Here is a 26,424-nt window from a genome sequence, read left to right on the forward strand (position 1 = left end):
TCGGGGCTGTCCGCCGGGCAAGGGTCAGCTGCCCGGAGGTCAGCCGCGGAGATGCCCGGTCAGTTGCCCGGAGCGGCGGCGGTCGACCGCTGGTCCTTCTTGCTGATCTTGCCGATGCCGGTCTGCGGGAAGACGGTCACGAACTCGACCCGGTCGGGGACCTTGTAGGCGGCGAGACCGCGTTCCCGTACGAACTTCTTGATGACGACGGGCGTCAGCGGCTCGGCGTCCGCGCGCAGGATGACGTAGGCGAGGGTCCGCTCGCCGAGGTACTCGTCGGGCACGGCGACGACCGACACGTCATGGACGTGGGGGTGGGCGAGAATGATGTTCTCGACCTCCTCCGGTGCGATCTTCTCGCCGCCGCGGTTGATCTGGTCCTTCGCCCTGCCCTCCACCACCAGATGCCCGGTGGGGGTGCGGCTCACGATGTCGCCGGTGCGGTAGAAGCCGTCGGCGGTGAACGAGCGGGCGTTGTGATCGGGGGCGCGCCAGTAGCCGCGGATGGTGTACGGACCGCGGGTCAGCAGATGGCCCGGCTCGCCGTCCGGCACTTCCTGGTCGAGGTCGTCGACGATGCGGACCTCGTCGTCCGGGGAGATCGGGCGGCCCTGCGTGGTGACGATGAGCTCGGCCGGGTCGTCCAGACGCGTGTAGTTGACCAGGCCCTCGGCCATGCCGAAGACCTGCTGGAGGGTGCAGCCGAGCGCCGGTGTGACCCGGCGCGCCGCCGACTCGCTGAACTTGGCGCCGCCCACCAGGAGCACCTCCAGGCTGGAGATGTCGTACGGCGTCGAGCGCCCCGCGTCCGTCCACACCAGGGCGAGCGGCGGGACCAGACCCGTGATTGTCACCCGCTCCCGCTCGATGAGAGGGAACGCGGTGTCCGGATCGGGCTGCGGGCACATCACGACACGGCCGCCCGCGTAGAGCACGCCCAGCGAACCCGGCGACGACAGAGGGAAGTTGTGGGCCGCGGGCAGCGCCACCAGGTAGACGGAGTCCTCCGTCACACCGCAGATCTCGTTCGAGCCCCACAGCGAGTACATGTAGTCGTCGTGGGTGCGGGGGATCAGCTTCGGTACGCCCGTACTGCCGCCCGACAGCTGAAGGAACGCGAGGTCGGACGGCACCGGGGCGTCGATCGGGGTCGGCTCGCACGGCACGTCGGACAGCGCCGTGTGCACTCCGGGGTCGCCCACGACGAACACGTCGCGCAGCGTGGGGACTTCGGCGCGGACCTTCGAGGCGAGGTCGCGGTGGTCGAAGCCGCCGAGGCGGTCAGGGATGACGTAGGCGACGGCCTCGGTGAACTCGCAGAAGTAGTGGATCTCCGTCTCGCGGTGCGCGGGCAGCGCGAAGACCGGCAGGGCGCCGATCCGGAAGAGCGCGAAGATCACCTCGAAGAACTCGGCGACGTTCGGCAGCTGGACGACGACCCGGTCACCCTTGGTGATGCCGCGGGCGGCGAATCCGGCAGCCAGCTGATCGGCGCGTACGTCCAGTTCGCCGTACGTCCAGGACCGGGCCCCATCGGTGATCGCGACCCGGGCGGGGTGCGCGTCGGCGCGCTCGCGGAGCATGCCGCCGAACGTCTCGCCACGCCAATACCCGGCGGCGCGATACCGCTCGGCGAAGACCTCGGGGATACGTGGCGCGTCCCTGCGGCTGTCTGCCCTCAGGCCGTCCGCCCTGTGGCTGTCTGTCGTCGTCATCGGTCGACCCCCACCGCATCCAGGAACGTACGGAACTTGGCGCCCGTCTCGGCGCGTTCGGCCTCCGGCGAGGAGTCGGCCACGACACCCGCGCCCGCGAAGAGCCGCAGCCGTCCGCTGCCGCTCTCCGTCTCCTCGGCCTCCGCGCAGCGGATCGTGACGACCCACTCGCCGTCGCCGCGCGCGTCGCTCCATCCGACCATGCCGGTGTAGTGCCCGCGGCCGAACGGCTCCAGCTGGCCGATGACGTCACGGGCGTGCCCGGTCGGGGTGCCGCACACGGCCGGGGTCGGGTGCAGGGCGGTGGCCAACTCCAGTGCGGACACGGCCGGTTCGGCGAGCTCGCCGGTGACGGTCGTCGACAGGTGCCACATGGTGGCGGTGCGGACCAGGGTGGGCCGCTCCGGCACATCGAGGTCGGTGCAGAAGGGTGCGAGGGCCTTGTGCACGGCGTCCACGACCACGGCGTGCTCGTGCAGGTCCTTCGCCGATTCGAGCAGCGCGGCGGCCCGGCGCACGTCCTCGGCGAGGTCCGCGGAGCGGGGCGTCGAACCTGCCAGGGGGTTGGCGGTCAGGCGGGTTCCGTGCCGCGAGACGAGCAGTTCCGGGCTCGCGCCGAGGAGAGTGCGGCCCGCGCCCGTGGGCACGGCGAACGAGTAGCCGCGCGGATCGCGGCGGGCCAGGCGCTGAAGCATGGCGGGCAGGTCGAGCGGGCTGTCCGTGGACAGCTCCAGAGTGCGGGCGAGGACGACCTTGTCGAACTCGCCGCCCTTCATGCGCGCCACCGCCGACTCGACCGAAGCGGCGTACTCCTCGCCCGACGGCACTTCACGCACCTGCCAGCCACCGGCCGTGGCGGGCGGCTCGGTGGGCAGCGCGACGAGCGGGTCGGTGCGCAGCGCGGGCGCCCAGCGTGCCGCTTCGGGCACGGCGAGCACGGCGGGCGCGGTGGGGTCGAAGGGGATGGAGCCCACCACGACGGGGGCCTGATTGCCCGCGCGCCGCTGTGCGTCGAGCGTTGCGGCGACCCGCTCCGTCAACGGCCGCTCGTCGTGCGGTACTTCGGCAGCCGTGCCGTGGGCGAGGAGAGTGCGGGTGGGCGACGCGAAGAACCGGGTGTCGCCGGGTCGGTAGGCGTCGAGCAGCGCGGTTGCCGCGCCGACGGCCCCGGGGGTGGTGGGGGCGGCGAGTGCGACCACGTCGTTGGGGGGTGTCACGGGTGACTCCTCGTCAAGTAGGGGAGGGCGGCGCGGCTTTCAGGCGCGCAGGGTGGCGCCGCCGTCCACGTACAGGTCGTGCAGGGTGATGTGCCGCGCCCGGTCGGAGACCAGGAAGGCGACCGCGTCGGCGATGTCGGAGGGGTCGGCGATCCGGCCGAGCGGAATGCCGACCCGGTACGAGGCCGAGTCGCCCTCGATGACACGGGCGGCGGCCTGCTCGTGGTCGCCCGTCCACAGCTGCCGCTGCATGTCGGTGTGGGTGGAGCCCGGTGACACGACGTTGCAGCGCACGCCGTCGCGGGCGACCTCCAGGCCCAGACATTTGGTGAACATCGTGGCGGCGGCTTTCGACGCGGCGTACGCGGCCATCCGGGTGCGGGGCACCCCCGCTGCGTTCGAGCCGACCGTCACGATGGATCCCCTGCCCCGCGCGGTCATGCGGCGGGCCGCGGCGCGCGAGGTGTGGAAGACACCGTTCGTGTTGACGGCGAAGGTCTCCGCCCAGTCGGCGTCGGTGAGTTCGACGACCGGGGCGGGCCGCAGGATGCCCGCCACATTGACGAGAATGTCCAACGGCCCCGCGGTGCGCTCGACTTCCTCGAACGCCGCGTCCACGGCCGCCGCGTCGGTGACGTCGAGGACCGTGCCGGTGATGCGGCCGCCCTCAGTCTGTTCCTTCACGTCGGGCGACCGGTCGGCGGCCACGACCCGCGCGCCGCGTTCGGCGAGCGCGCGGGCCACTGCCTGTCCGATGCCCCGGCCCGCGCCGGTGACCAGGGCCACCCGCCCCGCGAGCTCCAAGTCGGCTATGCCGGAGGTCACTTGCCCATCGCCTTCTCTACGTCCTGAAGGACGGAGACGGCGGCCTGCGCGCCGCCGAGGCTGGTCCACTTCGAGCCGTCGATCTCGGTGGTGTGGTCCTTCTTGACTGCGTCGAGCTGCTTGTAGGCGGCCTTGCCCTTCAGTTCCTTGAAGAGGTCGGCGTCCGGACCCGCGGAGCCGAGCGTGCCGATGAACAGCCAGTCGGCGTCGATCTGCTTCAGGTCCTCGTCGCTGAGCGGCGTCGAGTGACCCTCGCCCTTCTTGTTCTGGATGCCGGGCCGCTTGAAGCCCAGGTCCTTCAGGACGTCGGAGATGAACACGCCCTGCTGCATCACGGCAGTGCCCTTGGCGGAGTAGCGCGCCACGGAGACGCTCGCGCCCGAGTTGTCGCCGAGGTTCTTCTTCACCGCGGCGGCCTTGGTGTCGTAGTCCTTGAGGAACGCGCTCGCCTCGTTGGACTTGCCGAGCACCTCGCCGGTGAGCTCCAGGGACTTCTTCCAGTCCTTGGTCCTGTCGATCGTGACGACTGTCGGTGCTATCTCCTTGAGCTGTCCGAGCACCTGCTGGTCGGCGAGCTGTCCGGCGAGGATGACGTCCGGCTTGGCCTGCAGGACCTTCTCGATGTCCGGTCCGGTGACAGCGCCCACGACCGGGATGTCCTTGGCCTGGTCGGCCAGATACTCGGGGGCGCCCTTCTGGCCTCTGCCCGCGGAGAGGCCGACGGGCTCGACCTTCAGGGCGAGGGCGGAGTCAAGGTCCATCTCGCTCAGCGCGACGACCTTCTTCGGATTGGCCGGAACCTTCACCTCAGCGCCGGAGGCGTCGGTGACGGTGACGTTCTTCGCGCCGTTTTTCGCCTTGTCGCTGGAGCTGGAGCCGGAGCCGGAGCCGGAGCCGGAGCCGGAGCCGGAGTCGTCGGACGAGTCGGAACCGCAGGCGGAGAGGGCGAGCGCGGAGGCCAGAGTGAGGGCCGCGATCGCGGTCAGCCGGGTACGCGGGGCGTGGTTCGAGGACATGTCCGTGATCTCCATGCTTCTGAGTCCGGGGGTCAGTCCGGACATAAGGGTCATCCCTGGCCGTGTCGGGGCATGACGAATTACCCCTGCAGGGGCAGGGAGTTCGCCGACGCCTCGACTCGGGGCTCCAGGTCAAGGTTAGGTTAGGCTAACTTCATGTTGGTTGCGCAAGAGGGCAGGGATCCAACGTCCGGATCCAGACCTCCGATACCGGGCTTGGCGAACACGCACCGCCCCACGCTGTGGGCGGCTGCCGCCCTCGTCGTCCTGTTCCTGCTGCTCGGTCTGCTCTCCCTCCTGGTCGGGTCCGGGTCGACGCCGATGGGCCGCGCCTGGGACTTCCTCACCGGGGACCCGTCCGCGCGGGACGACGCCCAGATCCGGCTCGCCGTCATGGACGTACGCCTTCCGCGTACGCTCGCCGGCGCCCTGGTCGGCATCGCCCTCGGCGCTGCGGGCTGTCTCCTGCAGGCCGTCACGCGCAACCCGCTCGCCGAGACGGGCCTCCTCGGGGTCAACTCGGGGGCCGCGCTCGGCGTCGTGATCGGCCTGACCTACTTCGAAGTGACCTCGGCCTACGGCGTGTTGGTGTGGGCCCTGGCCGGCGGCATGGCCGCGAGCGCGGTGGTCCTGCTGCTCGCCGCGTCCGGGCGTGCCGCGGGCTCGCCGCTGCGGCTCGTCCTCGCCGGATCGGCGCTCGGAGCGACGTTCCACGGCATGACGTCGTACGTCCTCCTTGGTGAGCAGGCCACCTTCGACACCTACCGCTACTGGACCATCGGTTCGCTGGCGGGGATCAAGACGTCGGAGACCTGCCCCTTGATCCCGCTGATCGCGGTCGGACTCCTGATCGCCTTCTGCTGCGTACGCCCGCTCTCCGCCCTCGCGCTCGGCGACGACAGCGCACGCTCCCTTGGCCACCACCCGGGGCGGATCCGCCTGGTCGTCGCGGCGGCGGTGACCCTGCTCGCGGGGTCGGCGGTCGCCCTCGCAGGGCCCATCGCCTTCCTCGGCCTGCTCGCCCCGTACGCGGCACGCGCCGTCACCGGCCCCCGTATGGCAGGCCAGTTGGTGCTCTCCGCGCTGGTCGCCGCGAACGTGATGATCGCCGCCGATCTCCTCGCTAGGATCGTGATCCGTCCCTGGGAGACCCCGGTGAGTGTGCTTCTCGCCTTCATCGGAGGCCCCTTGCTCATCTGGATCGCGCGGTCGCAGCGGATGTCCACGGCGGGGGTCGCCGCGTGAGCACCCAGGAGATACCGGAGGCGGGAGCTCCGGAGACAGAGGGCGCCGAGTCGGGAGCTCCGGAGACAGGGGGCGCCGAGTCGGGGACTCCGGAGGCAGAGGGCACGGAGTCGGGGACTCCGGAGGAGGTTCTGAAAACCGCCCAGGATCGGGCCGACGTCACCCCGCCCGACTCCACCGCCGTCCGCGTCGGGACCTTCTCCTGGCTCTTCCCGTACCGCAGCGCCCTCGCCGCCGTCGGACTCACGCTGGCGATCGGGATGGTCGTCGCCCTCGCCACCTTCGCGAGCTCCACCGGAATGAGCTTCTCCGACAGCCTCTCCGGGCTGCTCGGAACCGGCGACTCCGCCACCGTCATGCTGGTGCGGGACTTCCGGCTCCCGCGGATCGCCGTGGGGCTCATGGTCGGCGCGGCGCTCGGAATCGCCGGGTGCCTGACCCAGACGCTCGCGGGCAACCGGCTCGCCACCCCCGACATCATCGGCGTCAACGAAGGAGCCACCGCGGCCGTCGTCGCCTCCGTCGTCGGCTCGTCCACCGGCATGATCGGCGACTGGTGGCTCGGGCCCCTCGGCGCCGCCGTCGCGGCCATGGTCGTCGTCGCCTGCGCGGGCGGCGCCGGCAGCGGGGGATACCGGATCCTCGTCGTGGGCATCGGCGTCTCCACCGTCATCGGCGCCGTCACCGACCTCGTCATGTCCCGCGAGAACGACAACACCGCGGGCGGCGTCTTCCTCTGGACCGTCGGCTCGCTCAGCGGCCGCGACTGGAGTGTCGGCACGCCGCTCTCGCTCATCCTGCTCGTCCTCGTACCGCTCTCCCTCGTCGCCGGAAGCCGCCTGCAACTCCTGCGGTTCGACGACGACATGGCTGCCACCCTCGGCGTCAACGTCCGCCGCGTCCGCGCCGTGACCCTCGCGCTCGCCGTCGCCCTGTCCGGCGTGGCCGTCGGCATCGGAGGACCGATCGCGTTCGTCGCGCTGGCCGCACCCGTCGTCGCCACCCGGCTCAGCGGCCCGACCCGTGTCCCGATCATCGGCTCGGCCCTGGTCGGCGCGGCTCTCGTGGGCGCCGCCGACGCACTGGGCCGCGTCGTCGCCCCCGTGGAGATCCCGGTGGGCGTCATCACCAGCGTCCTCGGCGGACCCTTCCTCCTCTGGGTCCTCTTCGGCAAAAACTCCGAGCAGACCGGAAAGGCCTGACCCCCGTGCAACTGACCGTCGAGGCGCTCACCTCCGGCTACCCCGGCCACACGGCCGCCGTGGACGGCGTCGACCTGACCATCGCCAGCGGACAGGTCGCCGCCATCGTCGGCCCCAACGGCTGCGGCAAGTCGACGCTCCTTCGCTCCATCTCCCGGCTGCACAAGCCGAGTTCGGGAACGGTACGCGCCGGGGACGAGGACGTGTGGCAGCTCACCCAGCGCCGCGCGGCCCACCGCATCGCGCTGCTCGCCCAGTCGCCGCAGGCCCCCGAAGCGGTCACGGTCGCCGGACTCGTCCGCTACGGCCGCCACCCGCACCAGGGCCTGTTCCGCCAGTGGTCGCGCGATGACGAGGACGCCGTGCGCGAGGCCCTCGTAGCCACCGGCACCGCGGACCTCGCCACGCGCCGCCTCGACCACCTCTCCGGCGGCCAGCGTCAGCGGTGCTGGCTCGCGATGGTCCTCGCACAGCAGACGCCGATCGTGCTCCTCGACGAGCCGACCAGCGCCCTGGACCTCGGCCACGCCGTCGAAGTCCTCTCCCTGGTGCGGGAGGTGGCCGCCGCGGGCCGCACCGTCGTCATGGTCCTGCACGACCTGGCCAGCGCCGCCCGTTACGCCGACACCGTCATCGCCATGAACGCGGGCAAGATCGTCGCGAACGGCCCGGCCCGCGATGTGGTGACCGCCGAGCTGGTCAAGGAGCTGTACGGGATCGACGCGGACATCCTTCAGGCGCCGGGCGACGGCTCCCCGGTGGTCGTACCGACGATGACCGCGAAGCCGACGACGAAGACGACCACCCAGACGCCGACGACGAAGACGACAAACCGAACGCCGACTACGAAGACGCCGACCGGCTGACGGCGAAGTCCGCGGCAGTCCACGCGAGCCCCACCGCCCCGTCGACCATGGCCTGTTCGGCGATCGGGGTGGCGGCCGCCGCGGCGAACTCCGGCTGGTGCGGGCCGCAGCCGCCCCCGCTGATGTCGAGCACGGGGTGGATGGACGGCACGACGTGCGAGACGTTGCCCATGTCCGTGGACGCGAAAGGCCCGCGCCGCTGCGGTTGGGGCCGCCCCAGGGCGCGCGCGTTCGCCTCCCACAGCGCCACGAGCCCGGCGTCGGACCGGAAGTCGAGATAATCGGGCGCGGGCTGCTCCAGCTCCACCGCGCACCCGGCCGCGAGCGCCCCCGCCCGGAAGCAGTCCGCGACCCGCTCCCGCAGCTCGCGGAGTTCCTCCACGGACGGCGTCCGCAGCGCGTACGCGGCGGTCGCCCGCTCCGGAATCGCGTTGAGCGCCGTCCCGGCCTCGGTGGTGATCCCGTGCACCTTCCACTCCCCGGGCAGCTGCTGCCGGAGCAGTCCGACGGCCACCTGCGCCACGGTCAGCGCGTCGGCCGCGTTGCGTCCGTCCTGCGGGTTGAGTGCGGCGTGCGCGGACTTGCCGGTGTACGTCACCGACAGCGCCCCCATCGCGTACGAGTGGAAGTCGGCCACCTCGAACGGGCACGGATGCACCATCATCGCCGCGTCGACCCCGTCGAAGGCCCCGGCGTCGAGAAGGAGCGCCTTCCCGGCACCGCTCTCCTCGGCAGGAGTCCCCAACACGCGTACGGTGAGCCCGAGTTCATCGACGACCGGAGCAAGACCGAGGGCGGCCCCCACGCCCGCCGCGGCGATCAGATTGTGCCCGCAGGCATGCCCCATGCCGGGCAGCGCGTCGTACTCGCAGGCCAGCGCCACGGTCACGGGCCCCGAGCCCAGCGTCGCCTCGAAGGCGGTGTCGAGCCCGTACGCCGGAGCGGTCACCGCGAACCCGTGCCCGCGCAGCACCTCCGCGCACCACCCGGCCGCCTGCCGCTCCTCGAAGGCGATCTCCGGATGGGCGTGGATCCGACGGCTGAGCCCGACGAGCTCTTCCCGCACCTCGCCGATCCGCGCCCGGATCTCCTCCTTGAGCCCGTCGCCTGCCACGCGTCCTCCTCGCCACTGCCGCCGACCCCCGTCCGGACAGCCTACGGTCGGCCGCACACCAGGTCAGACCGGCAGCAACCGCCCGATCAGAGCGCTGAGCTGCCGCGCGTTGCGGCACTCGTACATCTCGACGAGCTCGGCGTAGGTGCCGGCCGCCGAGTCGCCCGTCTGCCACTGGGCGTGGCGCTCCGGGTTGAGCCAGTACACGCGGCGGGCGCGGGACGCGAGGGTGCGCAGGGCGGGGACGTTCGGGTCGCTCATGTTCGTGCGGGCGTCACCGAGAACGAAGACCGTGGAGCGCGGAGAGACCGCTTCGGCGTAGCGCTCGGCGAACTCGCCCAGGGCGGAGCCGTAGTCGCTGCTGCCGTGGTACCCGGTGACCGCCGCTCCCGAGACGATGCGGCCGCTCAGACCCTCGGGGTCGGCCGTGCCCCGCGCGATGAGGTCGGTCACCTCGTCGACGCGGTTGACGAAGGCGAAGACCCGCACCTTGCTGAACTGGTCGTGCAGCGCCTGGACGAGCAACATCGTGAAGTTGGCGAAGCCCGCGACCGAGCCGGACACATCGCACAGGAGGACCAGTTCGGGCCGTGCGGGGCGTCGCCGCCGCAGGACCGGGCGCATAGGGATGCCGCCCGTGGAGAGCGACCCGCGCAGCGTCCTGCGCAGGTCGATCCGGCCGCGTGCGGCGCGGCGGCGGCGCGCGGCGAGACGCGTCGCCAGTTTGCGGGCCAGGGGCTGGACCGTCCGGCGCAGATCGTCGAGCTGGGCGCGGCCCGCGATGAGGAAGTCGACGCGGTCGGCGGTCGGGGCGATGGCGCGCCGGGCGATCTCGTCCGCGCCGCGCCGCTCGGCGACCCGGCGGCGCGCTTCGGTGCGTACCGCGTCGCGGAAGCTCTCGATGCGGCGGCGGATCTCGTCGGCGGTGAGGCGGTCGGTGAACTCGTCCTCGTCGGTTCCCTGGCGGATACCGGCCAGGATGCGGGCGAGCAGGGTCTCCGGGCGGAGCCGGGAGAGTGTCTGGTGCGACGACCACCCGTCCGAACCGCTCGAACCGCTTGAACTGCCCGACTCGCCCGCCCCGCCCGCCCCGCCCGTCCCTCCGGAGCCCGGACGCGTTCCGTATCCGCCCATGCCGTCGACCGCCTCGGCCGCCAACTGGGCGAGCAGCGCCTGGTCGTTGGCGGCGAGCGCGGCGGCCAGGCGATCGCGCAGGTCGTCCCTGTCGAACTCTCGCCCCGGGCCGGAGAAGCCGTCCAGCGCGTCCGGAGTGCCTACCGCCCGCGGAAAGTACAGATCGAAGACGGGATCGAACACAGGGCGCTGCCCCTCGCTGTGCAGCAGAGCGGCGGCGAGTCCCTCCCGTACCCGCTCCCGGTCGGCCAGACCGAGCGCCTCCAGGGCGAGACCGGCGTCCACCGTCTCGCCCGTGCCGATCCGGATGCCGTGCGAGCGCAGCGCCTGCACGAGCGCGGTGAGACGCTCCGGGACTCCGGCTCCGGTGGCCGTCGCGCTCACACGGAGTCCAGGTCCAGCTTGGCCGCCGCCTTCAGTATGTCGTCCTGATGCTTGAGGACGACGCCGAGACTGTCTCGTACGACATCTTCGTCGAGGGAGTCGGCGCCGAGGGCGAGCAGCGTACGGGCCCAGTCGATGGTCTCGGCGACCGACGGCACCTTGCGCAGGTCCATCGCGCGCAGCGCGCCGACCACGCGGACGACGGACCGGGCGAGCGCGTCGTCGAGTCCGGGCACCTTCAGGCGCACGATGCGGCGCTCCAACTCCTCTTCGGGGAAACCGATGTGGAGGAAGAGGCAGCGGCGGCGCAGCGCCTCGGAGAGCTCGCGGCTCGCGTTCGAGGTGAGGACGGTGAAGGGGCGGCGCGTCGCGGTGATGGTGCCCAGTTCGGGGACCGTGACCTGGAAGTCGCTCAGGACTTCGAGGAGAAGGCCCTCGACCTCGACGTCCGCCTTGTCGGTCTCGTCGATCAGGAGCACCTTCGGCTCGCTGCCGCGGATGGCGGTGAGCAGCGGACGCGGGAGCAGGAACTCCTCGCTGAAGATGTCGGTGCGCGTCTCGTCCCACGACTCGTCGCGGCCCGCGGTGATGCGCAGGAGCTGTTTGGCGTGGTTCCACTCGTAGAGCGCGCGGGACTCGTCCACGCCCTCGTAGCACTGGAGCCGGACCAGGCGCGCGTCCGCGACCTCGGCGACGGCCTTGGCGAGCTCGGTCTTGCCGACGCCCGCGGGGCCCTCCACGAGCAGCGGTTTGCCCAGGCGGTCGGCGAGGAAGACGGTGGTGGCGACGGCCGTCGAGGCCAGATAGCCCGTCTCGGCGAGCCGCGTGGCGACATCGTCCACTGATGAGAAGAGCAACGGGGCCTCCGGCTTGTGCGGGTGAGATGCGATCGCTTTTCGGGCGTCGGGCAGAGCGGCTCCCGCCACTCGATCAGTCCGTCGGGCCCCTCCACAACGGTGCCGCCGCGTTTGCGTCGAACGTCACGTGGGCCCGCGTCGGTACCCGCTCACCCGCTGCGGTCTGCTGAGTCCGGTTCCGAGACCCACTTCAGTTCGTGGTCCCTTCTCGTATCCTTGCGGCATGAGGCGGACCTCCTTTGCCGACTGGCCCTGCTCCATCGCCCGCACCATGGACCTGCTCGGCGACTGGTGGACCCCGCTCGTGCTGCGCGAGGCGTTCTACGGGATCAAGCGGTTCGATGTCTTCCAGCAGGAGCTGGGCATCGCGCGCAACACCCTGACCGACCGGCTGCGCCGCCTCGTCGACGAGGGTCTCATGGAGAAGCGCGCTTACCAGAGCGAGCCGGTCCGCTACGACTACGTGCTCACCGAGAAGGGCCGCGACTTCTTCGGCGTGCTCGCCGTGATGAACAGCTGGGGCAACCGCTGGCTGAGCGGTGACGACGGGGCGCCGGTCGTCTTCGAGCACGACCGCTGCGGGCACGAGGGCGAGGCCGAGGTGGTCTGCGGTCACTGCAAGGAGCCGATGTCGGCCGCCGACACGCGTCCGCGCCTCGGCCCCGGCTACCCGGCGCGCCTTGCCGAACGGCCGGACATCCGGGAGCGCTTCAACCGCTGACTCCGGCTGACCTCCCTGTCACCCGCTGTCACTCACTGTCTTCCTCTGGCCGCCTCACCCTTGACGAGTGAGTCTATCTACGCAACTCTCATGGTCAGCCGCTACAGGAGCGATCACAGGCACGATCACAGGAACGATCACGGGATCGACTACAAGAACGACTGCAGAGAGGCGAACCACGATGGAGTGGACAGGCGCGCGCTACGCGGACAGGCCGACGGTCGAGGTGCGCACACGGATCGCCGCGTCACCGGAACGCGTGTGGGAGCTCGTCTCCGACATCGGCCTGATGCCCGCGCTGAGCACGGAACTCACGTCGGTCGAGTGGCTGGACGGGACGGCCCGGCCCGCGCTCGGCGCCCGGTTCACCGGCCACAGTGAGCATGCGTCGTTCGGAGCGTGGCAGACCACGTCGTACGTCGTCGAGTGCGAGGCCCCGCGCGTGTTCGCCTGGGCGGTCGAGGACCCCGAACAGCCCAGCGCCGTCTGGCGGTTCAGCCTCACCGCGACGGACGACGGCGGCACCGAGCTCACCCAGTGGATGCGGATGGGCCCTGGCCGCTCGGGTCTGTCGTACGCGATCGAGCGGATGCCGGAGAAGGAACAGAAGATCGTGTACGTACGGATGCGGGAGTTCGAGCAGAACATGGCGGCCACGCTGGAAGCGATCAAGAAACTGGCCGAGGGCGCCGCTCCCGCTGCTACCGCTGCTCAGGCCACTCCCGCCGCTTCAGCCGCTTCAGCCGCTCCCGGTTCCGGAGAGGTGGGCGCCTGATGCGCACGTCGACGACCATCGAGGCGTCCGGCGCGAACTGGCGGGAGACCGTCGACTTCGTCACCGAGGCCGAGAAGCTGGGGATGGACATCTGCTGGGTGGCCGAGGCCTGGGGCTCCGAAGCGCCGTCCCCGCTCGGCTACTTGGCCGCGCGCACGGAACGCATGCTGCTCGGCTCCGGCATCATCCAGCTCGCGACCCGGACCCCGGCGGCCATCGCCCGCGCGGCGATCACCCTCTCGAACATCTCCGACGGCCGCTTCCTCCTCGGGCTCGGCCCGTCGGGACCGCAGGTGATCGAAGGCCTGCACGGAGTGCCGTTCGCGCGGCCGCTCACCCGGATGCGGGAGACCGTGGAGATCGTCCGCCGGGCGGCCACCGGGGAGAAGATCTCGTACGAGGGACGGGAGTTCACGCTCCCGTTGCCCGGCGGCGAGGCGAAACCCATGCGCCTTTCCATGCGGGCCGAGCACGAACTCCCCGTCTACCTGGCCACCCTCTCGCCCAAGATGCTCCGCCTGACCGGCGAGATCGGCGACGGCTGGCTGGGCACGAGCTTCGTCCCCGAGGGCGCGAAGGAGGCCTACTTCGACCACCTCGACGCGGGTCTCACCGCCTCCGGCCGCACCCGCGGCGACCTGGACATCTGCCAGGGCGCCGAAGTGGCCTTCGCCGAGGACGAGGACGCGCTGCGCACGATGGTCGCGGCCCGGAAGAAGGAGCTCGCCTTCAGTCTGGGCGGCATGGGCTCCGCCACCACCAACTACTACAACAACGCCTACAGCAGGCAGGGTTGGGGCGATATCGCAGCCGAGGTCCACACCCGCTGGCAGTCGGGCGACCGCGACGGCGCCGCGTCCCTGATCACCGACGACATGGTCCTCGCCACCACCCTCATCGGCACCGAGGACATGGTCCGCGAGCGGCTGAGGGTGTGGCGTGACGCGGGGGTGGACACGGTCCGTTTCTACCCGGCGGGCGAGAGCCTGGAGGCGCGGCTCACGACGCTGGGACGGGCGATCGATCTTGTGCGCGATGTGGAGGGGCAGGGGAGTGCTCAGGCCGCTCCGGCGTCAGGCGCCACAGTGACGTGACCTCGGCGGCGCGGGCCGCGTGCAGGGGGTCCGTGGCGTCGGAGGCCCGGGGGTGGTCGGGCCGGGTGTCGATGCGGTCCGCGACGTGCAGGCCCGCCGCCGTGATGGCCGCGCGGAGTTCACCGGGAGCACGCAGACCCAGGTGCTCGGCCAGGTCCGACATGATCAGCCAGCCTTCGCCGCCGGGCAGCAGATGGGCGGCCAGGCCCGTCAGGAAGGCGTGGAGCATGCTGCCCTTGGGGTCGTACACGCCTTGCTCAAGCGCCGAGTTGGGCTTTGCGGGAAGCCAGGGGGGATTGCATACGACGAGGCCCGCGCGGCCCGGCGGGAAGAGCGTGTCGCCGCCTGTGATCTCCACCTGCCGGGTCAGGCCGAGTCGGCTCATGTTGGCGAGCGCGCAGGCCACCGCGCGGGGGTTGTTGTCGGTGGCCACGACGCGGCTCACACCTCGGTGGGCCAGGACCGCGGCGAGGACGCCGGTGCCGGTGCCCAGGTCGAAGGCGGGGCCGCCGTGCGACGCGGGGCGGGGCAGGGGTGCCCGCGCCACCAGGTCGACGTACTCGCCCCTGACCGGTGAGAACACCCCGTAGTGCGGGTGGATCCGGGCGCCGATCGCAGAGACGTCCACGCCCTTCGTACGCCACTGGTGCGCGCCCAGCACGCCGAGCAGCTCCCGCAGTGACACCACCGAGGGCGTCGGACCTTGCGGGCCGTACGCCTCCTCGCAGGCGGCCCGGACGTCCGGCGCCCTGCGCAGGGCGAGCGTGTGGTCCGCGCCCAGCGGCACGAGGAGCCTGCCGAGCACGCGGGCCCGGTGGCCACTGGCGCGGCGCTGGAGGTGGAAGGCCGCGTTCGCGGACGAGGTCTCCGATGGAACCGCGGGCGCCGTGCGGTCGATCCGGCGGCCGAGCGCCCGCAGCAGCTGGCGCGCCTGGTGGTAGTCGCCCTGCCAAAGGAGGGCGGTGCCTTCGCAGGTCAGGCGGTGGGCGGTGGACGCGTTCATGCGGTCGTCGGCGGGGACGACATGGCGGGGTGCCGGCATTCCGGTCTCGGATTGCCAGCGGGCGGTGTGTTCGCCGTCGCCGTCGATCCAGTGGATCCAGCGGGTCTCGGACACAAGTACTCCTCAGGGAGTGAACGTGCGGGGGCACGATCAGCGCTTCGACGAGGAGCGGGGGTGGTCCGGCTCAGGGCCGGGCCGGTCAGATGACGGGCCGGTCAGACCACAGGGCTATCAGATCACAGGCCGGTCAGGTCAGGTGGTGCGGCTCCCGCGTCGAAGCGCGGGAGGGGTCGCCGAGCACCAGGCCGGGCACCGTGCCGAGTGTCATGACGGACTCCTTGAGGAGGCGGGCGTCGAACAGACGCGCCGCGCGGAACAGTGAATCTCTCATGGGGAAACACAGCCGGGCAATCGATTTATCCGCCCTCGAAGCGACCACCCGCAGCGGGCCGACCAGCGGCCCCGAAGATCGTCAACCACCAGTCCAGAAAGGCCTGTTGGCTCCGGAGGCCCGCCGATCTAACCTGAGAGCCGCCTGAGGGGGAGACGAATGAGTGAAAGCGTCGAGCACACCCGGGACAGCAAACGGCGGGCTCCGGCCGGCAAGGGAGAGCGGCTCGCCGACTGGGCGGACGGCCGCCTCGGCATCCACACCCTGGCCAAGAGCCAGATGCGCAAGATCTTTCCGGATCACTGGTCCTTCATGTTCGGGGAGATCTGCCTCTACAGCTTCCTGATCCTGATCCTCACCGGGGTCTACCTGACGCTCTTCTTCGAGCCGAGCGGCTCCGAAGTCATCTACGACGGCGTCTACACGCCGCTCAAGGGCATCCAGATGACCCGGGCGTACGAGTCGACGGTCGACATCAGCATGGAGGTGCGCGGCGGTCTGCTGATCCGGCAGATCCACCACTGGGCCGCGCTCGTCTTCGTCGCCGCGATGCTCGTGCACATGATGCGGGTGTTCTTCACCGGCGCGTTCCGCAAGCCGCGTGAGCTCAACTGGGTCTTCGGCTGGACACTGCTGTTCCTCGGCCTCATCACCGGGCTCACCGGGTACTCGCTCCCCGACGACCTGCTCTCGGGCACCGGCATCCGCTTCGCGCAGGGCGCGATCCTGGCCATCCCGGTGGTGGGGACGTACATCTCCCTCTTCCTCTTCGGCGGAGAGTTCCCCGGCGACGCCATCATTCCGCGGCTCTTCAGCGCGCATGTGCTGCTGTTGCCGGGGATCATGCTGGGGCTCGTCGTCGCCCATCTGATCCTGGTCTTCTACCACAAGCACACGCAGTTCGCCGGGCCCGGGAAGACCGAGAAGAACGTGGTGGGCGCGCCCTTCATGCCCATCTACATAGCCAAGGCGGGCGGCTTCTTCTTCCTCGTCTTCGGCGTCCTCGCGACCATGGGTGCGGTCGCCACCATCAACCCCGTGTGGCTGATGGGCCCCTTCCGTCCCGACCTGGTCTCCACCGGCGCCCAACCCGACTGGTATCTGGGCTTCTCGGAGGGGCTCATCCGGGTGATGCCCAGCTGGGAGATCAACGTCTGGGGCCACACGCTCCAACTCGGCGTCTTCCTGCCGTTCTCGCTCTTCCCGCTGATCATGGCCGCGATCGGGGTCTATCCGTTCATCGAGGCCTGGGTCACCGGCGACAAGCGGGAGCACCACATCGCGGACCGGCCGCGCAACGCGCCCGTGCGCACCGGCCTCGGTGTGGCATGGCTGACGCTGTTCGGCGTGCTGATGGTCGGCGGCGGCAACGACCTGTGGGCCACGCACTTCCATCTCTCCATCAACGCGATCACGTGGTTCGTGCGGATCGCCTTCTTCGTCGCACCGGTGCTCGCGTTCTTCGTCGCGCACCGATGGTGCATGGGGTTGCAGCACCGCGACCGCGAGAAGGCGCTGCACGGCCGGGAGAGCGGCACGATCAAGCGGCTGCCGCACGGTGAGTACGTGGAAGTCCATGTGCCGCTCTCGCAGGGCGAGCTGTACACCCTGACCGCGCACGAGCAGCCCAAGCCGTACGAGATCGGTCCGGTGGTCGACGCGCACGGCGTGGCGCGCAAGGTCACCCGGGGCGAGAAGCTGCGGGCACGCCTCGGCCGTGCCATGTACGGTCCTTCGGCGCAGGTGCCCAAGGCGACTCCCGAGGAGTATCTGGAGATCCAGCAGAGCGGCGGGGACGGGCACCACTGAGGCACGCCCCCTCCTCGCCTCCGCTCCCACCCCGGCACCTACCGGACGTCGAAGGAAGCTGATCACGCCACGCGGCACAAGCGCTGCGGTTAGCCTCACGGAGTGACACAAGCACGCGAGAAGACACCGAAGTTGTACGCCATCAGTGATCTGCACGTCGCGTACGACGACAACCGCACGTTCCTCGAGTCCCTGCGCCCGGAGACCGACGAGGACTGGCTGATCGTCGCGGGGGACACCGCCGAGCGCATGGCCGACATCGAATGGGCGATGCGCACCCTCACCGAACGCTTCGCCAAGGTGGTGTGGACGCCGGGCAACCACGAACTGTGGACGCCCCGCGACGACCCCAACCAGCTGCGCGGCGAGGCCCGATACCGCCATCTCGTCGATCTGTGCCGCTCCTTGGGCGCCGCGACCCCCGAGGACCCCTACCCGGTGTGGCGCGGCGAGGGCGGCCCGGTGACCGTGGCGCCGCTGTTCCTGCTCTACGACTACACGTTCCGCCCCGCGGGCACGTACGCCAAGCGGGACGCCCTTGAGGCGGCTCACGAGGCGGGTGTCGTCTGCACCGACGAGATACTCCTGCACCCCGACCCCTACCTCGGCCGCGACGACTGGTGCCGCGCCCGCGTCGCGTTGACCGAGGAGATGCTCGCCCGGCGGACGCCCGACATCCCCACGGTCCTGATCAACCACTGGCCGCTGGTGCGCGACCCCACCCGGATCCTGCACTACCCGGAGTTCGCCCTGTGGTGCGGCACCGAGCTGACCGCCGACTGGCACGTGAAGTACGACGCGGCGGCCGTCGTCTACGGCCATCTGCACATCCCCCGCACCACCTGGCACGACGGAGTCCGCTTCCAGGAGGTCTCGGTCGGCTACCCGCGCGAGTGGCGCCGCGACCGGCATCCCGACCCGGGGGTCCGCCAGATCCTGCCGGAGCCGCGGGACGCCGGATAGTCCGGTATCGGTCTCTTGGCCGGTCGGCCTCGGGCGGACTCCCTCAGCCCCGCCCGAGACCGGCGGCGAGACCGAACTCCCTGAGCCAGTCGGGACGTACGGCCGCCATACCGAAACCCGACGGGGTCGGCAGCGGGCCGTGCGACAGGTCCTCCTCGCGGTAGCGGCGGCAGTCGCGGTGCCAGGTGTAGATGCCCGCCATCCAGTTCTCCAGCTCGCGCACATAGCCGTCGAGGATGTCCCGCGTCTCCTGCGGCAGGTCGAAGTCGTCGTACAGAACCGGAAGTTCGTGTGCTGCGACGTGCTGGAACTGGCTCAGCCGCGACTTCATCAGGTCGTCGATGATGCCGAGCGCCGTCGGATAGTCGCAGCCGAAGAAGTTCTGGACGACGAGGATGCCGTTGTGGATCTCGCCCTCGTACTCGATCTCCTTCTGGTACGAGAAGACGTCGTTCATCAGGGCCGAGTAGTCACCGGCCGCGTTCTCCAGGCTCCGCATGGGGCCCGTGCGGTAGATCTCCTGCGGGACCCGTGGGCCGTTGCCCAGGCGGCACAGGCTCATCGTCAGCGGGGCGCCGAAGGTGAGGCGGCGCATCTCGATGTAGTCGACGGGGTCGGGGATACGGTTCTGCGCCTGGTTGTCCAGCTCCCAGAGCCAGGCGGCCGTCATGACCTCGATGGCGCTGCGCAGCGTGCGACGCGCCTCCTCGACCATCGGCCCCGCCGTGCGCTCCCACAGATCGGCGAGGCCCCGCTCCAACGCGCTCGTCGGCACCGGCATGTCGGCCAGGTCCAGCGGCATGAAGAGTGAGAGCCGGTCGTTGCACAGCTTCGCCCCCGCGAGGTCGCGGGTCCTGCCGAAGACCACGGGGAAGTAGTCGTCCCCGTACGTCCCCCAGGTCAGCCACCGCGAGCTCAGGTCGAGGGCTTCGAGGTCCGCGTCAGGGTGGATGCCCGCGGAGCAGAGCGGGAAGTCGTAGCCGTACAGCTTGCGCGCGTTCCAGATGTCCGAACCGGGCACTCCGGCCTGAGGTCCGAGCATGCCCATCCGGTCGGCCCACTCCACGGTGCGGGGGCGGCACGCCGCCAGATGGGGCGAGAGACTCGTCTCGAACGGCAGGTCGAAGTCGGGCAGCAGGGAAGGACCCACCCGCTGGAAGGGGATGTGGGTGTGGCCGCGCAGCCGCTCGGCGCCCGTGGCGGCGATCAACGCCTTGATCCCGGCGGCCGACGTGCCGGGTCCGGTGGGTCCCGCGAGCGGCGAAGGGGTGGCCCCGCCCTTGTTCATGTAGCGACTGGACACCATGTGCCACTCGTGCCCGCCGGACTGCCAGTCCTGGAGGCCCTTGGTGTACGCGAGCACGTCCGCGCACTCCTTCGGGGGCAGCCCGGCCTCGGCGAAGAGCGGGGCCAGTTCGGTCAGGGCCGTGTTCTCGAACTGCTGCATCCGCGAGGTCAGGAGGTCGTTCACGGCGTCCGCCGCCTCCTGCGTCGTGCAGTGGAGGAACTTCTCCAGGACAAGCACGCCGTTGGAGAGTTCACCCTCCTCCTCGATCTCCCGCTGGTACGAGAAGAGGTCGTTGCGCAGGTGGACGGCGTCGGAGAACGACTCCTTGAGGACGCGCAGCGGCCTGGACCCGGCGACGGCCGCGGGGACCTCCGCACCCGTCGCATACTCGACGAGCCCCGCCGACCAGGGCGCGCCGCCCACCTTGCGGCGCATCTCGATGTACTCGACGGGGTTGGCGACCCGGCCCTCGTTGATGTTCGAGAGCTCCCACAGGGATTCGTTGAGCAGGTTCTCCGTGCTCTCGGCGAACCGCGCCCGCCAGTCCCGCGACATGTGCGGCACCGTCCGCGCCCACAGGTCGGCGAGACCCGCCTCGACCGGATTCGTCGGTTCCGGCACGGGCGCCGACAGATCCATCGGCATGAAGGCGGGCAGCCGGTCGAGGTAGGCCTTGCCGCCCGCACGGTCCTGGGTCCGCTTGAACAGTTCGAGGAAGTGGTCGTCGAAGAAGAACACCCACACATACCAGTCGGTGATCAGCGACAACGCGGGTGCGTCACAGTCGGGGTGGGTGTACGCGCACAGCAGCGCGTAGTCGTGGGCGTCCAGATCACGCTGCTCCCAGACGCCCGAACCCTCCAGCATCCCCATGCCACGCGCCCACTGCCTGGAGTGCTCCCTCGCCTCTTCCACATGGGGGTTGAGACTCGCGGGATGCGCCATGTAGAAGCTGGGCAGTTCGAAGGGCTGTGGCATGCGGCGTTCTCCTCGCGCGGTGGCTTTACGGGCAGCGGAGCGCTACCCACGTGGGAGAGGCCGATGCGATCATCGCGCCAGCGTCACACCATCGTGTGACGTCAGCGCACCGGTGCGCCGGGACCGAGCGGGATGCCGAGCGCCCACCAGGCGAGGAACAGCAGCGTCCAGGCCGCGGTCATCGCGACGGCGAGCGGCAGTGTGTACGAGGCGAGGGTGCCGAGCCCCGCCGACTTGCGGTACCGCTGCAGGAAGCCGAGCGCCATCACGAAGTAGGGGCTCATGGGCGTGATGGCCGTCGAACCGGAGTCGGCGATGCGGAAGAGCGCCTGCGTGGTCTCGGCCGGGACGTCCACGAGCATCAGCATCGGTACGAGGACGGGCGCGGCCAGGGCCCACATCGCGGACCCGCTGGTGACCATGACGTTCACGACGGTCAGGAGCAGCAGGACGAGCAGGAAGACGAACACGATCGGCAGCCGGCTGTGTTCGAGCGCCTCGGCAGCCTTGACGGCCAGGACGTCGCCGATGTGCGTCCAGTCGAAGTAGGCGAGGAACTGGGCGATCGCGAAGAACAGGACGAGCACCGGAGCCATCTGCTTGACGCCTTCGACCATCAGCTTCGGTACGTCACCCGGCTTGCTGATCGACCCGGAGCGGGCCCCGTAGACGGTGCCGACCAGCGCGAAGAGGAAGGCGACGATCGCCGCGATGCCGTCCAGGAGCGGCGACTCGACGATACTTCCGCCGTCGCCGCGCAGGGGAGAGGCGGCCGGTACGACGGCGGCGGTGAGGGCCGCGACGGCCACCAGGAAGGTGACGCCCGCCCGGCGCAGGGCGGAGCGCTCGCGGTCGCTGAGGCTGAGCGCGCCGAGGTCGTCGAGGTCGGCGTCCGGGTCCGCGTCGAGGTCGGGGCGCTTGCTCAGGACGAAGCGGGTCACGAGGGTGATGACGGCGGCGAGCAGGAGGGAGGAGGCGATGTTGAAGAACCAGTTGCTGAGCGGCGAGACGTACGCGTCGTCGCCGCCCGCGATCTTCGCGGCCGCCGTGGTGATCCCGGCGAAGATGGCGTCGTTCGGCGTCGGCACCGGGCTCGCGTCGTAGCCCGACGCGATGGAGGTGTAGGCGACGACGATGCCGAGGACGGGGGAGCGGCCCACGGCGCGGAAGGCGAGCCCGCCGAGCGGTACGAGGATGACGTAGGCGGCGGCCGACGCGACATGGGCCACCGTGCCCGCGAAGGCGACGGCGAAGACCACCCAGGACGCGGGCACGCGGGAGACGCCGACCCTCATCAACGCGGCCAGGAATCCGCTGCGTTCGGCGACCGCGACGCCCATGATGACCACGACGATGGTCGCCATCGGCGGGAACGCGGCGAAGTTCTCGATCATCGTCGACACGGCCATCGCGAGCCCGTCACCGCTGAGCAGGCTCTGTACGGCGACGTGCTTGCCGTCGCCGGGCGCGATGACGGAGACGTCGAACCCGGCGAGGACCGCGCTGATCACGGCGAGGATGCCGGAGAGGATCCAGAACAGCCAGAAGGGGTGCGGCAGCGCGTTGCCCGCGCGTTCGACGACGGCCATCGCGCGGACGGTGCGGGGCAGCGGCGGATCGGTGGAGGGTGGTGGGGGTGGTGCGTCCGGCAGGGCAGGGGGCGGGGAGGACATGGCGGCTCCGCGGGGATGGGTGGTGAGGGGTGGTGAAGAGGGGAGAGGGGCGAGAGGACGGGCGGCGCGGCTCAGCGCAGGTGGTGGCGGCGCAGGAAGCTCCAGAGGACCTCGTGGGCCTCGATGCTCTGCGTGGTGTAGCCGCCGCCGCTGTAGCTGTCGGCACCGGGCCAGGTGTGACCGCCGTCCGTGACGGCCACGTGCCGGACTTCGGCGCCGCTCGCGCAGCCGGTCCAGCGGGACTCGGTGATGTCGGGGACCGTGACCCGGTCCGGGGTACGGGTGCGGCAGCCGTTCCGGTCGGCCCAGGTGGTGAGCCAGTCATGGAGTGCGGGCAGGCCGCGGTCGGGGTCTCCGCCGTACGGGATGGTGGCGTCCCCCGTGCCGTGGAAGTCGATGACCGGGACCGGGCGCGCGGGGCGGCGGTTCTCGCCGGTACCGGGATAGAAGGCGCCGGCGACGGGGGCGATCGCGGCGATGCGGTCGGACATCCGGCAGGCGAGGAGCGCGGTGAACCCGGCGCCGTTGGACTTCCCGGTGGCGTACACGCGCCGGTCGTCCACGCAGAGGCGGGCCTGGAGGGAGTCGAGCAGATCACCGGTGAACGCCACGTCGTCCACGCCGGGCGCGGCGTACGGAGCGCCCTGCCACGCCTGCCGCTGCCCGTCACCGGTGCCGACGACACCTTCCGGGTACGCGATGATCGCGGGCAGCGACGACAGCTTGCTGAACTCCTCCGTGCCGCTGCCGGTGTTGCCCCGCCCGTGGAAGGCGAGGACGACGGGCCAGTCACGGGCGCCGGTGTACTCATCGGGCAGGTGGAGCTGGTAGGTCCGGGTCAGGCCTCCGCTGGTCAGGGTGTGCGGGGCGGTGGTGCCGGGAGGCTGCGGGGAGTCCTGGCGGCAGCCAAAGACACCTGGGGCGCCGTCGTGAGCGTACGAGGGTGAGGACAGGCCCACCCCCGCGAACAGGGCGAGACCGGCGATGACAGAGGCGGCCGTGCGGGGCAGTGCGCGTTTCAAGGCAGGCTCCTTCCGCCGACGGCGCGGGGCGCGGCCGGCTGATGGGGGGGGAGGGGGGCGAGGGAGGGACTGGGGAGGCGGTGGAAGAGATCGGTGACGGGGTGTCAGCCGGTGGCGTCCAGCCACTCCTTGGCGAAGGTGACGATGCGGTGGACGGCGGCGTCGGCGATCGCGCGGCCGTCCTCGGGCGTGGCGCGGCGCGGATCGCCGAGTACGCCGTTGGGGCTGAGCCGGTCGTACGGCAGAGTCAGGGCGGGGTGGCCGCCGCGGCGTGCGACTCGGGAGAGCGGATCGAGGTCGTCCTGGGTGAGGGACCCCGGGGCGAGGCGGTCGCGGTGGACCAACTCCGGTGCCAAGTGGAGCATTTGAGCGGTCTCCGCCTCTCCGCTGTGCCCATGGACCTCGCTGGGCCGCATGGCCGCGACGGCGTCCGGGGCCAGTGAGGTCAGCGGCGTCCAGGCGAACCGCAGGCCGGGATGGGTGACGAGCAGGTCCTGCGCGACGGTGGTGAGCGTGGCGTTGTTGCCGCCGTGCCCGGTGATCACGAGCACGTTCCGCCAGCCGTGCCGGTGCAGGCTGTCGACGTAGTCACGGACGAGCGCGGCCAGCGTCCCCGTCGACAGGCTCACCGTGCCCGCGAAGGCCAGGTGGTGCGGCGAGACCCCGATGCCGAGCGTGGGCCCCACCACGGCACGTCCGGCCAGCTGCGAGGCGACCAGGTCGGCGACATGATCGGCCCGGATGGTGTCGGTGGCGAGCGGCATCCCGGGCCCGTGCTGCTCGAAGGCGCCCGCGGGGATGATGACGAGGGGGCTGGCGCGGACCGCTTCGGAGGCTTCGAGAGTGGTCATCTCGCCCAGGCGGTACGGGTGTTGGGGATGCTGGGGGCTCGCAGATCCCGTGTCACCGGAGGTCTGCGGACGCGGCGCTCCGGCGTGGACGGGGGTGTCGTTCATCGGGAGCCCTCTCCGGGGAAGTCCGCCGCCAGTACGGCGTCGCGGATCGACGTCAGATGTTCGCGGGTGAGGCGCTCCGCCGCCGTCGCGTCGCCGGACCTCACCGCCTCATAGATCTCCACGTGCTCGGCGTGGTCACGCTCGCGGTCGTTGTAGCGGTGCCGGATCTCCACCTGCTCGCGTGCCCGCACGTACAGCAGGGCTTCGACCGCCTCCCGGAGCAGCGTGTTGCCGCTGGCCGCCGCGAGCGCCACGTGGAAGTGCACGGACTGTCGCAGGGACTCCTCGGGCGGGAGCAGGGCGTTGCCCGCGGCGGAAGCCAACTGCTCGACCCCGTCCTTGACTTGGGAGCGCGCGGCGGCCGCTGCGATCGCCGGTTCCAGGACGAGGCGGGCCCCGACCAGTTCGAGGACCGATGCGCGGTCGCTGCGCGGCTGATGCGGGTTGGCGAGGAGCCTGCGGTCCACGCCAGGACCCACGTACGTCCCTGAACCGTGCCGGAACTCCACGACCCCGGTCGCCTCCAGCCTGCGCAGCGCCTCGCGCACGGTCGGCGTGGTGACCTCGAAGCGGCGGGCCAGCTCGCGGGACGAGGCCAGCGCGTCGCCGGGGGTGAGGTGCTCGGTGCGGATGATCTCGACTATGTCGTCCGCCAGGCGCTCGGACAGGGAGGGATGACTGCCGTAACTCATGAAGTGAATAAATCACTTGGTCTCTCGACCGGTCAATGGTCGCGACGGGATCGGTTCGCACGAGCGTCCCCACGCCCTCTTGTACATGGCATCTTTCTCGATCTAGCCTGCTCGCGATCAAGCGCTTCTGCCCGGACAACGTTGTCAAAACGGACACGCGTACGTGGACACGCACATCGACACGCGTGTCGATGTGCGTGTCGAGGGGAACTGCCTGTGATTCAGCCGTGGTTCACGGACGCCAAGCTCGGGATCTTTCTCCACTGGGGCGTCTACAGCGTCGACGGGGTCGCCGAGTCCTGGTCCTTCTTCGACGACCGGGTGCCCTACGACCGCTACATGGCGCAGCTCGACGGCTTCACCGCGTCCGCGTACGACCCCGAGGCCTGGGCCGATCTCTTCGTCCGCGCGGGCGCGCGCTACGCCGTCCTCACCGCCAAGCACCACGACGGGGTCGCCCTCTGGGACACGGCGGCGAACGACCTGTCCGTCGTCAAACGCACCCCCGCGGGCCGCGACCTCATCACCCCGTACGTCGCCGCCCTGCGCGCCCGGGACATCAAAGTCGGCCTGTACTACTCGCACCTGGACTGGTCGCACCCCGACTACGCCACCGTGCGCCCCGAAGGACAGGACCCCGCCGAGCGCGGCAACCGCTACTCGATGCCCGCCGTCGGCGAGGAATCAGAGGAGAGATGGGCGGATTTCCTCGCCTTCCACCGCGTACAAGTGCGGGAACTCATCGAGCGCTTCGAGCCGGACCTGCTGTGGTTCGACGGGGAGTGGGAGCGCAGTGCGGAGCAGTGGCGGATGGCGGAACTCGCCGAGGAGATCCGCGCGCTCTGTCCGCACACCGTCGTCAACGGCCGCCTCACCGGGCACGGCGACTACGCCACCCCCGAACAGGGCGTACCGATCGAACCCCCCGCACAGCCATGGGAGTTGTGCCTCACCGTCAACGACTCCTGGGGCTACCAGCCGCAGGACACCCACCACAAGTCACCGCGCCAGCTCGTCCGCATCTTCGTCGAGGCCATCGGAGGCGGCGGCAATCTGCTCCTCGACGTCGGCCCGAAGGAGGACGGCACGCTGCTCCCCGCACAGATCGAGCGCCTCGAAGCGCTGGGGGAGTGGACGTCTCGGCACGCCGACGCGGTCTACGGAACGGGACGCGGCCTTCCGCACGGCCACTTCTACGGCCCGTCGACGCTCTCCGCCGACCGCCGCACCCTGTATCTGTTCCTCTTCGACCGGCCCAACGAGTACGTGGTGCTGCGGGGCGTGCGCAACGCGGTGACGTCCGCCCGCGTGCTCGGCACGGACACCGTCGTCCGCCGCGAGCGGGTCGGCGGCCTCGGTGACGTACCGGGCTGGGAGTACGTCCATCTCACCGACGACCAGCTCGATCCGCTCTGCACGGTCATCGCCCTGGAACTCGACGGCGACCTCGACCTGTACGGCGCGCACACACGGGACTGACCTGC

The 26,424-nt window shown here is 70.8% G+C and carries 23 protein-coding genes; 9 read left to right on the top strand and 14 right to left on the bottom strand.

Annotated features, from left to right (window positions below; translation table 11 throughout):
- Positions 1-59: 59 nt before the first annotated feature.
- From ACZ5CR_RS17130 to ACZ5CR_RS17145, 4 genes are read right to left on the bottom strand one after another with little or no spacing between them, the layout of a single operon-like run.
- The gene (locus ACZ5CR_RS17130) at positions 60-1,715 is read right to left on the bottom strand and encodes a (2,3-dihydroxybenzoyl)adenylate synthase (RefSeq protein WP_468858105.1); all 1,656 of its coding nucleotides are present in this window, start codon (positions 1,713-1,715) and stop codon (positions 60-62) included.
- Positions 1,712-2,932: an isochorismate synthase DhbC gene (dhbC, locus tag ACZ5CR_RS17135; protein ID WP_468858106.1), complete on the bottom strand. Its 1,221-nt coding sequence runs from the start codon at positions 2,930-2,932 to the stop codon at positions 1,712-1,714. Before dhbC ends, ACZ5CR_RS17130 begins: the two co-directional genes overlap by 4 nt.
- Positions 2,933-2,971: 39 nt before the next feature.
- The gene (locus ACZ5CR_RS17140; RefSeq protein ID WP_468858107.1) at positions 2,972-3,757 is read right to left on the bottom strand and encodes a 2,3-dihydro-2,3-dihydroxybenzoate dehydrogenase; all 786 of its coding nucleotides are present in this window, start codon (positions 3,755-3,757) and stop codon (positions 2,972-2,974) included.
- Positions 3,754-4,773: an ABC transporter substrate-binding protein gene (locus ACZ5CR_RS17145; protein ID WP_468858108.1), complete on the bottom strand. Its 1,020-nt coding sequence runs from the start codon at positions 4,771-4,773 to the stop codon at positions 3,754-3,756. The genes ACZ5CR_RS17140 and ACZ5CR_RS17145 overlap by 4 nt, the downstream gene beginning before the upstream one ends.
- Positions 4,774-4,929: 156 nt before the next feature.
- On the opposite strand from ACZ5CR_RS17145, the gene ACZ5CR_RS17150 reads away from it, so the two are divergent.
- The 3 genes from ACZ5CR_RS17150 (at position 4,930) to ACZ5CR_RS17160 (ending at position 8,086) form a co-directional block, all read left to right on the top strand.
- Positions 4,930-6,018 (top strand): FecCD family ABC transporter permease, encoded by a 1,089-nt coding sequence (locus ACZ5CR_RS17150; RefSeq protein WP_468858110.1) that lies wholly within the window; start codon positions 4,930-4,932, stop codon positions 6,016-6,018.
- Positions 6,019-6,149: 131 nt separating this feature from the next.
- A complete protein-coding gene (locus tag ACZ5CR_RS17155; RefSeq protein ID WP_468858239.1) occupies positions 6,150-7,220 on the top strand; it encodes a FecCD family ABC transporter permease in 1,071 nt (356 codons plus the stop codon).
- 5 nt (positions 7,221-7,225) lie between these two features.
- A complete protein-coding gene (locus ACZ5CR_RS17160) occupies positions 7,226-8,086 on the top strand; it encodes an ABC transporter ATP-binding protein (protein WP_468858112.1) in 861 nt (286 codons plus the stop codon).
- On the opposite strand, the gene ACZ5CR_RS17165 is transcribed toward ACZ5CR_RS17160, so the two are convergent.
- From ACZ5CR_RS17165 to ACZ5CR_RS17175, 3 genes are all read right to left on the bottom strand, one after another.
- Positions 8,064-9,200: a M20 family metallopeptidase gene (locus ACZ5CR_RS17165; protein WP_468858113.1), complete on the bottom strand. Its 1,137-nt coding sequence runs from the start codon at positions 9,198-9,200 to the stop codon at positions 8,064-8,066. The two genes, ACZ5CR_RS17160 and ACZ5CR_RS17165, sit on opposite strands and share 23 nt — an antisense overlap.
- A gap of 63 nt (positions 9,201-9,263) precedes the next feature.
- Positions 9,264-10,718 (bottom strand): VWA domain-containing protein, encoded by a 1,455-nt coding sequence (locus ACZ5CR_RS17170; RefSeq protein WP_468858115.1) that lies wholly within the window; start codon positions 10,716-10,718, stop codon positions 9,264-9,266.
- Positions 10,715-11,575, bottom strand: a complete 861-nt coding sequence (locus tag ACZ5CR_RS17175) for an AAA family ATPase (protein ID WP_468858116.1) — start codon at positions 11,573-11,575, stop codon at positions 10,715-10,717. Before ACZ5CR_RS17175 ends, ACZ5CR_RS17170 begins: the two co-directional genes overlap by 4 nt.
- A 223-nt stretch (positions 11,576-11,798) precedes the next feature.
- Here ACZ5CR_RS17175 and ACZ5CR_RS17180 point away from each other — a divergent pair, with 223 nt between their 5' ends.
- The 3 genes from ACZ5CR_RS17180 to ACZ5CR_RS17190 all read left to right on the top strand — a co-directional run bounded on the left by ACZ5CR_RS17180 (position 11,799) and on the right by ACZ5CR_RS17190 (position 14,165).
- Positions 11,799-12,296: a winged helix-turn-helix transcriptional regulator gene (locus tag ACZ5CR_RS17180; RefSeq protein WP_468858118.1), complete on the top strand. Its 498-nt coding sequence runs from the start codon at positions 11,799-11,801 to the stop codon at positions 12,294-12,296.
- 181 nt (positions 12,297-12,477) lie between these two features.
- The gene (locus tag ACZ5CR_RS17185; protein ID WP_468858120.1) at positions 12,478-13,071 is read left to right on the top strand and encodes an SRPBCC family protein; all 594 of its coding nucleotides are present in this window, start codon (positions 12,478-12,480) and stop codon (positions 13,069-13,071) included.
- Positions 13,071-14,165 carry an LLM class flavin-dependent oxidoreductase gene (locus ACZ5CR_RS17190; RefSeq protein ID WP_468858121.1) on the top strand — a complete coding sequence of 365 codons (1,095 nt, stop codon included), beginning with the start codon at positions 13,071-13,073 and terminating at the stop codon, positions 14,163-14,165. The genes ACZ5CR_RS17185 and ACZ5CR_RS17190 overlap by 1 nt, the downstream gene beginning before the upstream one ends.
- Here ACZ5CR_RS17190 and ACZ5CR_RS17195 read toward each other — a convergent pair.
- Complete coding sequence (locus ACZ5CR_RS17195) at positions 14,071-15,282, bottom strand: methyltransferase (protein WP_468858123.1); 1,212 nt, start codon at positions 15,280-15,282, stop codon at positions 14,071-14,073. The genes ACZ5CR_RS17190 and ACZ5CR_RS17195 overlap by 95 nt on opposite strands.
- A 133-nt stretch (positions 15,283-15,415) precedes the next feature.
- The gene (locus tag ACZ5CR_RS17200) at positions 15,416-15,559 is read right to left on the bottom strand and encodes a hypothetical protein (protein WP_468858124.1); all 144 of its coding nucleotides are present in this window, start codon (positions 15,557-15,559) and stop codon (positions 15,416-15,418) included.
- Positions 15,560-15,718: 159 nt separating this feature from the next.
- On the opposite strand from ACZ5CR_RS17200, the gene qcrB reads away from it, so the two are divergent.
- Positions 15,719-17,368 (top strand): cytochrome bc1 complex cytochrome b subunit, encoded by a 1,650-nt coding sequence (gene qcrB / locus ACZ5CR_RS17205; protein WP_468858126.1) that lies wholly within the window; start codon positions 15,719-15,721, stop codon positions 17,366-17,368.
- Between the two features lie 102 nt (positions 17,369-17,470).
- Positions 17,471-18,331: a metallophosphoesterase family protein gene (locus ACZ5CR_RS17210; RefSeq protein WP_468858128.1), complete on the top strand. Its 861-nt coding sequence runs from the start codon at positions 17,471-17,473 to the stop codon at positions 18,329-18,331.
- Positions 18,332-18,374: 43 nt separating this feature from the next.
- On the opposite strand, the gene ACZ5CR_RS17215 is transcribed toward ACZ5CR_RS17210, so the two are convergent.
- From ACZ5CR_RS17215 to ACZ5CR_RS17235, 5 genes are all read right to left on the bottom strand, one after another.
- Positions 18,375-20,597, bottom strand: coding sequence for a terpene synthase family protein (locus tag ACZ5CR_RS17215; protein ID WP_468858129.1), 2,223 nt, complete (start codon positions 20,595-20,597; stop codon positions 18,375-18,377).
- A gap of 101 nt (positions 20,598-20,698) precedes the next feature.
- Positions 20,699-22,270 (bottom strand): AbgT family transporter, encoded by a 1,572-nt coding sequence (locus ACZ5CR_RS17220; protein WP_468858131.1) that lies wholly within the window; start codon positions 22,268-22,270, stop codon positions 20,699-20,701.
- A 71-nt stretch (positions 22,271-22,341) separates the two neighbouring features.
- Positions 22,342-23,292, bottom strand: a complete 951-nt coding sequence (locus tag ACZ5CR_RS17225) for a CE1 family esterase (RefSeq protein ID WP_468858133.1) — start codon at positions 23,290-23,292, stop codon at positions 22,342-22,344.
- Between the two features lie 104 nt (positions 23,293-23,396).
- Positions 23,397-24,248, bottom strand: a complete 852-nt coding sequence (locus ACZ5CR_RS17230) for a creatininase family protein (RefSeq protein ID WP_468858135.1) — start codon at positions 24,246-24,248, stop codon at positions 23,397-23,399.
- Positions 24,245-24,940 carry a FadR/GntR family transcriptional regulator gene (locus ACZ5CR_RS17235; protein ID WP_468858136.1) on the bottom strand — a complete coding sequence of 232 codons (696 nt, stop codon included), beginning with the start codon at positions 24,938-24,940 and terminating at the stop codon, positions 24,245-24,247. Before ACZ5CR_RS17235 ends, ACZ5CR_RS17230 begins: the two co-directional genes overlap by 4 nt.
- A gap of 219 nt (positions 24,941-25,159) precedes the next feature.
- Between ACZ5CR_RS17235 and ACZ5CR_RS17240 the strand changes: the two genes are divergently transcribed.
- On the top strand, positions 25,160-26,419 hold the full coding sequence (locus tag ACZ5CR_RS17240; protein ID WP_468858240.1) for an alpha-L-fucosidase: 1,260 nt from the start codon (positions 25,160-25,162) through the stop codon (positions 26,417-26,419).
- The last annotated feature ends 5 nt before the right edge of the window (positions 26,420-26,424 follow it).

The organism is Streptomyces sp. NPDC031274, from assembly GCF_055570235.1.